Below are 12,014 nucleotides of genomic sequence, written 5' to 3'. Positions count from 1 at the left end.
CGTCAAGGCGCGGCGGGGATGGCCGGGACATCCCCGATCTCGTGCAGGTAGCCCTGCTCCAGATAGCGTGGAATCTTGTCGAATTCGCCGAGCACGCGGCTGCGGAAGACGTCGTGCTCGTGCCAGCGCTCGGCCGGCACGCCGAAATAATTCACGGGACAGACGGACATGCTTAATCCCGGCCAATGCCGCTGCAAGGTCATGAGGTAGCGCCGGGTCGAGCAGATCTTGCCGATGACGAGGACGCTACGGATGTCGCCGAGATCCATCACCTCGGCGACCCGGGCGCGGCCGAAGCGCACGTTTTCGCCGGTATTGGTGGCGGCGGTCTCGAGGATCAGGGCCGCCGCGGGGACATCCCGGCGCAGCAGCTCGGCGGCAATGGTGTCCGCTTCGCTGTCGGGCAGGCCGCGGGTGCGCCCGCCGGAGACCAGCAGGCGGCGAAACATGCCCTGGCGCCAGAGCCTGGCAGCCGCCTCGCAAAATTCGGGAACGCCGTGCCGGGTTCCGAAGAGGAAACCGAGATCGGAAGGGGATGCCGGAAGAGCCGGCATCATGTAATCGGCGATGCGCTGCAGTTCGGTGGGAGACATGGCGCCTCGATCAGTCGTCAGCCGGGCAAACATGGCGGTCCCGGCATCACGTCCTGGCGGCGCCATGCAGATGAATTCAAGTAAAGCAGGCCGATAGGCCGGATTCTGTGTAGTGGTCTCCCTTGCGGGACGCCCCTATGACAGCCATTCCTCTAGGCGCTGGATTACTCCAGCGCTCAAGCTTCCTACCCGCACGCTCCGCGAGCAACATCAACGCGTGCCTATTTGGAATTGCTCCAGGTGGAGGTTACCGCGTTTCACCGTAACTGAATACGCTCGTCTCTGTGGCCCTATTCCTCGCCTTATACCTTGCGGCTTTCAGCGGACGGCCGTTAACCGTCACCCCGCTCTGTGGAGTCCGGACCTTCCTCCCGCCATCACCCGAAGATGACGGCCAGCGACTGTCTGGCCTGCTTCACGGCATCATTGTACCCGATGGGGAGCCCCACTCCCAGTATTGACCACCACCGGTGTGGTTTCGCCGCCCACCAGGCGATGATCGAGGCCGAGCATGTCGATGTCGACCACACCCATCAGCGGGGCATACATCAGGTCGTTGGGGTCGGTCGAACGGCGCCAGCCGAGGTGCAGCTCGCCCACGGCGCGCTTGACCATCTTGAACATGCGCTGGGCGGCGCGCTCGGTCGGGTGATAGCGGCTGGCGCCCGGCTCGAGCAGGCGCGCCATCGAGACGACCGAACTGTTCAGCTCCGGCTGGTGCATCGAAAACTGGTAACGGAAGCCGCCCGCTTTGGCATTGATGTCGCGCATGGTCAGGAAGACCCGGTAGGTCGACGCGTCCAGGTTCGGCAGGCGCGCCGAGGCCTCGGTCGCCAGGGTCAGCACGTCTTCGCCGGCGACCTGCGTCGTCTCGGGCAGGTTCTGGAGCGCCAGCGGCGCCAGGCGCATCGAGGAACTTACCTTGATGCCCAGTTCCTGCTGCAGCTGCTTCGCCATGTTCCCCGCCAGGTATTCGGAGAAATCGTCGAGCGGCACCAGGTAGACCCGGACCGGCACGGGCGCGGCCGCTTGGGCCAGCGCGCTTCCGGCGCCCAGCGAAGCCAGCATTCCCAGCAGGCGACGGCGGTACGCATTGTGCATGGCGGAGCTCCGGAAGATATAAATTCGTCAAGATTAGAGCATCTGCGCGCAGAAGTCGAAAGCATTCGCATCCGACTGGCAGGAATACCAGGAGGGAGACCCATTGGGCGACCGGCTTTTCTGAAATTTGATGTCGCCATTTCAAAAGCCGCTCCGGACGCGCTCACATAGAATGCCCGGATAGCAAACCAACAAGGATGACCGAACCATGACGCACCCTTCCCGTACCGGCGGCCAGATCCTGGTCGATGCGCTCCACATCCACGGCGTGGACACCGCCTTCGGCGTGCCGGGCGAAAGCTACCTCGATGTGCTCGACGCGCTGCACGACTCGGAGATCCGCTTCGTGATCAACCGCCAGGAAGGGGGCGCGGCGTTCATGGCCGAGGCCTACGGCAAGCTCACCGGCAAGCCGGGCATCTGCTTCGTCACCCGCGGCCCGGGCGCCACCAACGCCTCGATCGGCGTGCACACCGCCTACCAGGACTCGACCCCGATGATCCTGTTCATCGGCCAGGTCGGCAACGACTTCACCGACCGCGAAGCCTTCCAGGAAATCGACTACCGCCGCATGTTCGGCCAGATGGCCAAGTGGGTGGCCCAGATCGACCGCGCCGACCGCATTCCCGAATACATGGCGCGCGCCTTCCAGGTCGCCACCAGCGGCCGTCCGGGCCCGGTGGTGCTGGCGCTGCCGGAAGACATGCTGGTGTCGAAAGCCGAAGTGGCCGACACCCGCCCCTACCAGCCGGTCCAGGGTTCGCCATCCAGCGCGCAGATCGGCCAGCTGCGCGCCATGCTGGCCGAAAGCCGCCGTCCGCTGGTGCTGCTGGGCGGCCACACCTGGAACGACCAGGCCTGCGCGGACCTGCGCCAGTTTGTCGAAGCCAACCACCTGCCGGTGGCCTGCGCCTTCCGCTTCCAGGATCTGCTGGATAACGCCCACCCGAACTATGTCGGCGACGTCGGCATCGGCATCAATCCCAAGCTGGCCGCGCGCGTCAAGGACGCCGATTTGCTGATCGCCCTCGGCCCGCGCCTGGGCGAGATGACCACCAGCGGCTATTCGCTGCTGGCTTCGCCGGTGCCGCGGCAGCGCCTGGTCCACTTCCACCCGGACCCGGAAGAACTGGGCAGCGTCTACCAGGGCGAACTGATGGTCGCCAGCGGCATGCAGCAGGCCTGCGCGATGCTGGCCGCGATGGAACCGGTCGACGCCGCCGCATGGAAGGACAGCGTCGCCGAGGCGAAGGCCGAGCTGGCCGCTTACCAGGCCCAGCCGCCCATCTTCAAGGAAGGCAAGGCCCCGCTCGACCTGTGGCAGATGATGCAGGAGCTGATGGCCCAGCTGCCGCGCGACGCCATCATCACGAATGGCGCCGGCAACTACGCGTCGTGGGCGCACCGCTTCTACCGCTACGGCGCCATGCGCACCCAGCTGGCGCCGACCAGCGGCGCAATGGGCTATAGCGTGCCGTCCGGCGTGGCGGCCAAGATCGTGCAGCCGGAACGCACCGTGGTGACCTTCGCCGGCGACGGCGAATTCATGATGAACGGCCAGGAACTGGCGACGGCGGTGCAGTACGGCGCCGGCGTCGTGATCCTGCTGTTCAACAACGGCATGTTCGGCACCATCCGCATGCACCAGGAACGCGAATACCCCGGCCGCGTATCGGGCACCGGCCTGCACAACCCGGACTTCGCCGCCCTGGCGCGCGCCTACGGCGGCCATGGCGAAGTGGTGGAAACGACGGAGGAGTTCGGGCCGGCGCTGCGCCGCGCCCTGGCCCATGCCAACGAGCACAAGCTGCCGGCCCTGATCGAGCTGCGCTACGACGGCAACCTGATCACGCCGAACGCGACCCTGGACACGATCCGCAAGACTGCGGAAGCGGCGAAAGCGAGGAAGTAGACGACGAAGTAAGCAAAATAAGCCGGCCGCGCACAGCGGCCGGTTTCACGTGCGGGAACCGGATCAGTTCTGTTCCAGGCCGAGCTCGGCTGGAAGCGGGATGGGTTGGTCGAAGAAACTGATTTGTTCCGGTTGCGTCAGGAACAGCGCGACCAGGGCGATGAAGGCCCAGACGACGATATTGCGCAGGGTAGCGGCGTTGCCTTCGAGTGCGTTGTCACCGAACACCAGGCGCTTCAGGAAGTTCGTGATTTTCACGGTTAAACCCCGATTTTATCTGTTGGTTTCTCTCTGGGTCTCACTGTATATCAGCCGCGTCTGTTTTTCCAGTCTCGCACTGTTGAGCTGTGACGATTTGATGACAGATTGACGACACGAAACCGCGGTCGCTGCGGCGCGTGGGGACGCGCAGTAGGCTGCGCAGTGGGCTGCGCGGTGGGCAGTATTGCTGCTCTGGTAAAATATTCGGTACTTTTTTCATCGCGCCGCCCCCTGGCGCCGCATGCAGCCCCGCCACCAGACTATGTTTAGCTTCTTCAAGAGAAAAAAAGCGCCGGACACCCCGGAAGTGCAAGCGCCCGCCCCGGTCGTCCAGGCCCCGCCCGCGCCTGCGCCTGCCCCCATCCCCGCGCCGGCACCGGTCCCGGCATCCGCGCCGCTTCCCGCAGCTCTGCAGGAAGGCGAGCTGTTCCCGGAAACCGCCGAACGTCCCACCACCGAGGCCGAAAAGAAACGCTCCTGGATGACGCGCCTGAAGGCGGGCCTGTCCAAGACTTCGAGCAACCTGTCGCTGCTCTTCGTCGGCGCCCGCATCGACGAGGACCTGTACGAGGAACTCGAAGCCGCGCTGCTGATGTCGGACGCCGGCATGGACGCCACCCAGCATCTGCTGGACGCCCTGCGCCGCAAGGTCAAGGACGAGAAGCTGCTGGACGCGGCGGCCGTCAAGAACGCGCTCAAGGAATTGCTGATCGAGCTGCTGCAGCCGCTGCAGAAGCCGCTGGAACTGGGCCGCCACGATCCGCTGGTGATGATGATCGCGGGCGTCAACGGCGCCGGCAAGACCACCACCATCGGCAAGCTGGCCAAGCACATGCAGCGCTTCGAGCAATCGGTGCTGCTGGCCGCCGGCGACACCTTCCGCGCTGCCGCGCGCGAGCAGCTGATGGTCTGGGGCCAGCGCAACAACGTCACCGTGATCTCGCAGGCCTCGGGCGACCCGGCCGCGGTCGCCTTCGACGCGGTGCAGTCCGGCAAGGCGCGCGGCGTCGACGTGGTCATGGTCGACACCGCCGGCCGCCTGCCGACCCAGCTGCACCTGATGGAAGAACTCAAGAAGATCAAGCGCGTCATCGGCAAGGGCATGGAGAGTGCGCCGCACGAAACCCTTTTGGTCATCGACGGCAACACCGGCCAGAACGCCCTGGCCCAGGTGAAGGCCTTCGACGACGCCCTGCAGTTGACCGGCCTCATCGTCACCAAGCTGGACGGCACCGCCAAGGGCGGCGTGCTGGCCGCGATCGCGCGTACCCGTCCGATTCCGGTGTACTTCATCGGCGTGGGCGAGAAGCTCGACGACCTCCAACCCTTCAACGCGGAAGAATTCGTCGAAGCGCTGCTCGGCTAAGCGAACCACCCATGATCGAATTCCAGTCTGTTTCCAAACAGTACTCCCATGACGCCTACGCCCTGCGCGACGTGTCGCTCAACATCGCCAAGGGCGAGCTGGTCTACCTGGCCGGCCCTTCCGGCGCGGGCAAGTCGACCCTGATGAAAATGGTGGCCGCCGTCGAGCGGCCCAGCAGCGGCAAGGTGCTGGTGAATGGCCAGGACATCGGCCGCATCAACAAGGCCGGCATTCCCTTCCTGCGCCGCAACCTCGGGCTGATCTTCCAGCAGCAGCGCCTGCTCAACGACCGCCATATCCTGGCCAACGTGATGCTGCCGCTGCTGGTGACCGGCGCGGCGAAATCCCAGGCCGAGGGCCGCGCCCGCGCCGCGCTCGACAAGGTGGGCCTGGCCGACCGCGCCAAGGCCATGCCGCTGGAACTGTCCGGCGGCGAGCAGCAGCGGGTGGCGGTGGCGCGCGCCATCGTCAACCGCCCGCAGATCATCCTGGCCGACGAACCGACCGCCAACCTCGACCGCGTGGCGGCCGACAAGGTGCTCGACGCCCTGCGCGCCTTCCATGCTGCGGGCGTGACCTGCGTGATCTCGACCCACGACGAGCAGGTGCTGGACGCGGCCGGGCGCGTGATCCGCCTCGAGCACGGCAATCTGGTCGGGGGTGCGGCATGAGCCCGTGGATCCGCCAACATGGTTTCGCCCTCGGCGCCGCGCTGTCCACGGTGCGCAAGTCGCCCGGCAGCTTCCTGTTCAACGTGCTGGTCGTGGCCCTGGCCCTGACCCTGCCCTTCGCCGGCATCACCCTGCTCGACAACGTGCGGCCCCTTTCCGAGCAGCTGTCGGTCGATCCGGAGATCAGCCTGTTCATGGAGGCCGAGACGCCGCGCGCCGGCGCCCAGGCGCTGGCGCCCCAGATCCGCGCCATCGTGGGCAAAGGAAAAACAAGCGTCGCCTTCGTGCCGCGCGAAGACGCGCTCGCTTCGCTCAAGGACCGCAGCGGCCTGGGCGAGGTGATCGAGACCCTGGGCGAGAATCCGCTGCCGGACAGCTATGTGATCAAGCTGGAGGGCTTCGCCAGCGCCGGCGCTGCAAGCCAGGTCGACGGCATTGCCGAGCGCCTGCGCGCGCTGCCGGGGGTGGAATCGGTGCAGGTCGATTCGAGCTGGGTCAAGCGCCTTGCCGCCCTGCTGGGCGTGCTGCGCCTGGCCCTGCTGCTGCTGGCCGCGACCCTGGGCGTGGTCGTGATCGCGGTGGTGTTCAATACCATCCGCCTGCAGGTGCTGACCCAGAAGGACGAGATCGCCGTGGCCAAGCTGCTGGGTGCGACCGACAACTTCATCCACCGGCCTTTCTACTACACCGGCGCCCTGCTCGGCCTGTGCGCCGGGGCGGTCGCCCTGGGCGTCGTGACGGCCGCGCTGGTGCCGCTGAACGAGGCGATCCTGGCGTTTGCCAGGCTGTATGCGTCGAATTTCCAGCTGTTGCCCCTGGGCGCGCTGGAAGTGGCCGGGCTGCTGGCGATCAGCGCCGGGCTGGGGCTGATCGGCGCGCTGTTGTCGGTGCAGAGGCATCTGGCGCGGGTGCGCTGAAGCCGGTTGAACCCGTCGGCGGCTCCGCCGCCGACGGGTTCAACCGGCCCTTGAAACATCGCGCAACCAGCCTCATTCTTATGGCTTAGCCGTCCCTCCCTACGCAATCACGCGAAATCCTCCTACACGCCGCGCCATCCCAAGGTGCGGCAGCCAACAGAGGCGCCCGGCCTTGCGCCCTTAACCTGTCGCTGAACGCAAAAACTCCAGCTCTTTCCCGCGCTCGTATGCGCTGAATCAAACGGATAGCCCGTTCCTGCTCTACAGTGGAACCGACAGTAGTTTGATGCTTCAAGGCAATACTTTAGCAAGTCTTAAACGCCCGGGGTGTTTCTAGCACTCACTTCGGGAGAGTGCTAATATATGAGCTAAGGAAAGTCAGATTTCAAGAGAAACGCATCCGTAACAAACCGTAACAAAACTGCCACTCAGCAATCATCGGTGGCACGGTGGATGCAGCAGGATCACTAAGAGGGAAATGAATATGTCCGCACAATCCGCATTGGTTCCGGCCGGCAGTCGTGCTCTGGGACTCGGTTTCACCGGCAATCTTGGCAACATCGACGCCTATATCTCGGCCGTCAACCGCCTGCCGATGCTGACCCACGACGAAGAGATCTCGCTGGCGAAGCGGCTACAGGACAATAACGATCTCGACGCCGCACAGAAGCTGGTGCTGTCGCACCTGCGCCTGGTGGTCTCGATCGCGCGCGGCTACCTGGGCTATGGCCTGCCGCACGCCGACCTGATCCAGGAAGGCAATATCGGCCTGATGAAGGCCGTGAAGCGTTTCGACCCGAACCAGGGCGTGCGCCTGGTGTCGTACGCGATGCACTGGATCAAGGCCGAGATGCATGAATACATCCTGAAGAACTGGCGCTTGGTCAAGGTGGCCACCACCAAGGCCCAGCGCAAGCTGTTCTTCAACCTGCGCAGCAACAAGACCAGCCTGGACGCCATGTCGCCGGCCCAGGTCGACGAGCTGGCCAAGATGCTCGACGTCAAGCGCGAGGAAGTGATCGAGATGGAAACCCGCCTGTCGGGCCGCGACATCGCTCTCGAATCGCCGACCGACGACGAAGACGACAAGTTCTCGCCGATCGCCTACCTGTCCTCGGACCTGGACGAGCCGACCAAGGTGATCGAAGCCGGCGAAGTCACCCGCCTGCAGTCGGAAGGCCTGGAAACGGCGCTGTCGAAACTGGACCCGCGTTCGCGCCGCATCGTCGAAGCGCGCTGGCTGGCCAACGACGACGGCTCGGGCGCGACCCTGCACACGCTGGCCGAAGAGTTCGGTGTGTCGGCGGAGCGTATCCGCCAGATCGAATCGGCTGCGCTGAAGAAGATGAAGGGTGCGTTGACGGCTTACATGTAACGCACGGATACCGGCCATGACCCGTCATCCCCGCCTGCGCGGGGAGTCAATAGCGCCAGTGGCGCTATTGACGTTTTGTAGCTAACGATCCTCGTATTGCTATTGCTGGTCTGCTCTGCTGTTTAACGCTGCGCCACCAAGGTAACGAACTCCCCCGGCCCCGCATCCCGTCCGGCAAAGCGGGCCGGCATCATGACCAGGGCGTCGAGGCGGGTGGAAGCAGACAGTGACGGATCCGCGACGTCGATCCGCAGCTGAGGGTCGCGCGAGACGAAGGAGTACGGCGAGAGCGCCACCAGCTGCGTCCTGCCCATGCCGTCGATGTTCGCGTACATGCGGTTGCCCCACATGCTGAGTTGCATGGACTTGCCGTTCGACAGGGCATAATCGCCCTTGACCATGTCGAATTCCTCGTACCAGATGTTGCCTAGTCCGGGCTGGACCATACGCGGTACGCTCGCGCTGACGCGCACCTCGGGCTGGCTGGTTTGTGCGGTCACGGCGGGCGCCGCCAGCAATGCGCCCAGCGCCGCGACAATGAATATGCGTTTCATGACATCCCCCTGACATAGAAGGCCGGATCGCACCGATCAGGCTACTTTGAGTATAGGCAGCGCCACGCAACAAGCGAGGAGTATTTCTCGACAACATGACAGTCGCGATCAATCCCGACGAAGTGGCGTTCAGCGCGATCCGGGCCCAGGGACCGGGCGGCCAGAACGTGAACAAGGTCTCGTGCGCGGTCCACGCGCGCTTCGACATCGGCGCGTCCTCGCTGCCGGATGAGGTGAAGGCGCGCCTGCTCGCGATGCGCGACGCCCGCGTCACCCAGGAAGGCGTACTGGTGATCAAGGCCCAGCAGTCGCGCAGCCTGGAACAGAACAAGCTGGACGCGCTCCAGCGCCTGCAGGCCCTGGTCGACAAGGCGGCCGTGATCGAGACCGTGCGCCGCCCTACCCGGCCGACCCGCGCTTCCCAGCGCCGCCGGCTCGACGCCAAGACCCGCAGCGGCCAGATCAAGGCCCTGCGCGGCAAGGTCAGCGACTAAAGCGCGCCTGACAAACCCTTTCGACCTGGCTCCAACCAGGAGGTCGGCAACGACGTCACCCCAAGCGTGCTCGAAGTCTGGCTCACAACCAGAGGCTACTTTCCATCTAACGTAAATCGCATGCGTAACAGGTTGTCGGGTTGTGGCCGATCGGGGTGTACGCGAAGGACCGCTTCCGGCTGCCTGCGACCGGTTGGCGGCACCGGTCGCAGGCGGCTGGGCGCTCGAGTCGGGCCTCTGTCCGTGACGCTCGCCCTGCGCTGGACGCATGCCGGCGCAGGGAGCCCGGCATCACTGTCCCGCGGCGGCCGGCGGGGCGCCGCCGTCGAGCCGGCGCTGCAGCAGGTCCTTGGCCACCGCAAGCGCTTCGTCCGGTTTTGCCGCGACGTCCGGAATGACGCCCACGCCTTCCCAGTTGGTCTGCGTAATCGGACTGATCGTGCGCCGGCCGGGTATCACGGCAAGGAAATGTTCGCTGATCCGATAAGGGCGTGCGGGGTGGGCGCCGCCCCAGGTCCGCTCGCCGACCACCGTGGCGCGTTTCATGGCCTGCATCGTGTAGGCGAAGTCTTCCCCGGCGGACTTCGTTCCGGCAGCGGCCAGGATGATGACCGGCTTCTTGCCGCCATAGCGTTTGCCGTCGAGCTTGTCTTGCGTCCAGTACTGCGTGGAGATGCCGGTATCGCGATCCCAGATGTCGTTGAGGCGTGTGCGCTGGTCGACGAAATAGCTGACCAGCAGGGCAACCGCGTCCGCCCCGCCGCCGCCGTTGTTGCGCAGATCCACGATGAGGCCATCGGTATCGGCGAGTCGGTTCATCGCCGCGGCGTAGCTTTCGGCCATGAGGAAAGACGGCGGGAAGCCGGACACCTTCAGGTAACCAATCCTGGGCGTCAAGTGTTCGACCTGTTCCACGCTGCGGTTTGCCATCTGGCGCATCACCTGGCGCTTGTCGGCAGGAACCCGTTGCTCCCATTCCGCTTGCGACGCGGGTGGCGGTCCGGCTGCATCGTCGGGCGGGACCGGTCTGGGGCTGAAAAATACCGACATATGCAGGTCACGGACAACGGCGCGCATGTCGTCCGTGAGCTGTATTGCAAACTGTTTGCCGTCCGAGATGGCGTCGTACTTGCCTTCCCGCTGGCGCTGGCGCAGCGCCGTCTCGATGTGCTTGGCCTTGTCGGGAAAAATATAGTGGTCGTTCAATTTTTTTACCAGCGTATCGATCACCTCCCGCTGCGTCGCGCGATCGACCATCAAGCTTGATGCGGACCGGTTTTCTTCACCGGGACGCTGCTGCGAAGGCGGTGCGGCGACTGCGCTGGTCATGGTCAGCAGCAGCAAGGACGGTATGACAATCCATTTCTTTTTCATTTTTTCCTCTGATTGTGGCGCGCAGGTTTCGATGGTGGCTTAGGCATATGCGAAACGATTACTTCATCCATGAGGCAGAGAAGTAGATTGAGAATAGCACAATAATTTCCATCTAATAGCAATTTTTAATGCTATCCGAAAGTCATGACTGGGCTGGCCGATGCCGACGACGAGTAAAGTAGTGCCGCACTTGAGCGAGCGGGCCAGAAGAGAAGTTTGATGCGTTCGCGGTTTGCAGAATTGATCAAGCCACCCGAGGATTCGTCGACGATCCAATGGCAGCGGCCAAGCATTTTGCCGGCGCGTGTGCAAGTGCCTTAGTGGCCGGTATTGCTTCGACTCAACGCAAGCAGACGACTGACAATACGCTGTCATCAAACAGTCATGAAACTTCGATATATTTAGAATCATAGAACCGCCACCGACTGTGGAGCCATCATGTCCGGCGCAGGGACGATGCCTTGCCGCGGTGGCGTCTATTCCACTATAGTAGAAATATCAAATCGAAAGAGCGATCTCATGGACAACAAATCGGCAATCGGTGCCTTGGCTGCCCTGGCCCAGGAGTCGCGGCTCGCCACGTACCGCCTGCTGGTCCAAGCAGGCCCGTCTGGACTATCGGCAACCAGGATCGCTGAGGCGCTCAATGTGCCCTCGTCCTCACTGTCTTCCACCTGAAGGAGTTGTCGCACGCCGGCTTGGTGGTGTCGCGCCAGGACGGGCGTTTCATCATTTATTCCCCGAATTTCGAGACGATGAATGCCTTGCTGGGCTTCCTCACAGAGAACTGCTGTGGCGGTAACCCCTGTACGCCGGTCGGCAATTCCTCTTGCGACAGCGCTGTTTCCAGCGCCATCGATTGATCTATTTTCGTTACTAAAGGCTTTCCATGAACGTACTTTTCCTCTGCACTGGCAACTCCTGCCGCTCGCTCATCAGTGAAGCAGTCTTCAACCACCTCGCTCCAGCAGGCTGGCGCGCAATCAGCGCCGGCAGCCAGCCAACCGGCAAGTTGAACGACAAGGCGCTTGCACTGCTGGCCAGCAAAGGCATTTCCACCGAGGGTTACCACAGCAAGTCCTGGGATAGGCTGCCGGTGACGCCGGACATCGTGGTGACGGTCTGCGCCAGTGCCGCCGGCGAAACCTGCCCGGCATATCTTGGCCCGGTGCTGCGCACGCACTGGGGCGTGGAAGATCCGAGCCATGTTGTCGGTACGGAGGAAGAGATCGACGCCGCCTTCGAAACGGCCTACGCGATCCTGCGCGCGCGTATCGAAGCCTTCCTGGCCCTGCCCCTCGACGAACTGAAGAACGACAAGCCACGGCTGAAGGCGGAGCTGGATCGCATCGGGACGCTGCTGCCGGCGACGGTCTAAGACGAAGGGAGGAATCGA

Annotated in this window: 12 protein-coding genes, 1 other RNA gene and 1 pseudogene; 8 read left to right on the top strand and 6 right to left on the bottom strand. The window is 64.0% G+C overall.

The annotated features are described in order from the left end of the window. Window positions 1-2 precede the first annotated feature (2 nt). The 3 genes from V7778_RS09685 to V7778_RS09675 form a co-directional block, all read right to left on the bottom strand. Window positions 3-593 carry a YdcF family protein gene (locus V7778_RS09685; protein WP_335554498.1) on the bottom strand — a complete coding sequence of 197 codons (591 nt, stop codon included), beginning with the start codon at window positions 591-593 and terminating at the stop codon, window positions 3-5. Window positions 594-671: 78 nt separating this feature from the next. Continuing rightward, window positions 672-1,010, bottom strand: an RNA gene (gene rnpB, locus V7778_RS09680) — RNase P RNA component class A. Between the two features lie 6 nt (window positions 1,011-1,016). Beyond that, window positions 1,017-1,694, bottom strand: coding sequence for a hypothetical protein (locus V7778_RS09675; RefSeq protein ID WP_335554497.1), 678 nt, complete (start codon window positions 1,692-1,694; stop codon window positions 1,017-1,019). Between the two features lie 208 nt (window positions 1,695-1,902). On the opposite strand from V7778_RS09675, the gene V7778_RS09670 reads away from it, so the two are divergent. Beyond that, window positions 1,903-3,606, top strand: coding sequence for a thiamine pyrophosphate-binding protein (locus V7778_RS09670; RefSeq protein ID WP_335554495.1), 1,704 nt, complete (start codon window positions 1,903-1,905; stop codon window positions 3,604-3,606). Between the two features lie 63 nt (window positions 3,607-3,669). Here V7778_RS09670 and V7778_RS09665 read toward each other — a convergent pair whose 3' ends face one another. After that, the gene (locus tag V7778_RS09665; protein ID WP_335554493.1) at window positions 3,670-3,864 is read right to left on the bottom strand and encodes a hypothetical protein; all 195 of its coding nucleotides are present in this window, start codon (window positions 3,862-3,864) and stop codon (window positions 3,670-3,672) included. 265 nt (window positions 3,865-4,129) lie between these two features. Between V7778_RS09665 and ftsY the strand changes: the two genes are divergently transcribed. From ftsY to rpoH, 4 genes are all read left to right on the top strand, one after another. Next, window positions 4,130-5,233: a signal recognition particle-docking protein FtsY gene (gene ftsY / locus V7778_RS09660; RefSeq protein WP_335554490.1), complete on the top strand. Its 1,104-nt coding sequence runs from the start codon at window positions 4,130-4,132 to the stop codon at window positions 5,231-5,233. 11 nt (window positions 5,234-5,244) lie between these two features. Next, window positions 5,245-5,904, top strand: coding sequence for a cell division ATP-binding protein FtsE (locus V7778_RS09655; RefSeq protein ID WP_335554487.1), 660 nt, complete (start codon window positions 5,245-5,247; stop codon window positions 5,902-5,904). Next, window positions 5,901-6,821: a permease-like cell division protein FtsX gene (gene ftsX, locus V7778_RS09650; RefSeq protein WP_335554483.1), complete on the top strand. Its 921-nt coding sequence runs from the start codon at window positions 5,901-5,903 to the stop codon at window positions 6,819-6,821. The genes V7778_RS09655 and ftsX overlap by 4 nt, the downstream gene beginning before the upstream one ends. Window positions 6,822-7,305: 484 nt before the next feature. After that, complete coding sequence (gene rpoH, locus V7778_RS09645; protein ID WP_211518647.1) at window positions 7,306-8,196, top strand: RNA polymerase sigma factor RpoH; 891 nt, start codon at window positions 7,306-7,308, stop codon at window positions 8,194-8,196. Between the two features lie 122 nt (window positions 8,197-8,318). Here the strand turns inward: rpoH and V7778_RS09640 are convergent, their stop codons facing one another. Continuing rightward, the gene (locus tag V7778_RS09640; RefSeq protein ID WP_335554478.1) at window positions 8,319-8,750 is read right to left on the bottom strand and encodes a hypothetical protein; all 432 of its coding nucleotides are present in this window, start codon (window positions 8,748-8,750) and stop codon (window positions 8,319-8,321) included. 95 nt (window positions 8,751-8,845) lie between these two features. On the opposite strand from V7778_RS09640, the gene arfB reads away from it, so the two are divergent. Then, complete coding sequence (gene arfB, locus V7778_RS09635; RefSeq protein ID WP_335554475.1) at window positions 8,846-9,244, top strand: alternative ribosome rescue aminoacyl-tRNA hydrolase ArfB; 399 nt, start codon at window positions 8,846-8,848, stop codon at window positions 9,242-9,244. Window positions 9,245-9,535: 291 nt separating this feature from the next. On the opposite strand, the gene V7778_RS09630 is transcribed toward arfB, so the two are convergent. Beyond that, window positions 9,536-10,618: a S41 family peptidase gene (locus V7778_RS09630; protein ID WP_335554472.1), complete on the bottom strand. Its 1,083-nt coding sequence runs from the start codon at window positions 10,616-10,618 to the stop codon at window positions 9,536-9,538. A 519-nt stretch (window positions 10,619-11,137) separates the two neighbouring features. Between V7778_RS09630 and V7778_RS09625 the strand changes: the two are divergent. Next, window positions 11,138-11,481 (top strand): annotated as a pseudogene (locus V7778_RS09625) (ArsR/SmtB family transcription factor). Window positions 11,482-11,507: 26 nt separating this feature from the next. After that, window positions 11,508-11,996: an arsenate reductase ArsC gene (locus V7778_RS09620; RefSeq protein ID WP_335554469.1), complete on the top strand. Its 489-nt coding sequence runs from the start codon at window positions 11,508-11,510 to the stop codon at window positions 11,994-11,996. The last annotated feature ends 18 nt before the right edge of the window (window positions 11,997-12,014 follow it).

Source organism: Massilia sp. DD77 (assembly GCF_036961685.1).
GTDB lineage: Bacteria > Pseudomonadota > Gammaproteobacteria > Burkholderiales > Burkholderiaceae_D > Telluria.
This window is presented reverse-complemented; position numbering and strand designations above follow the sequence as displayed.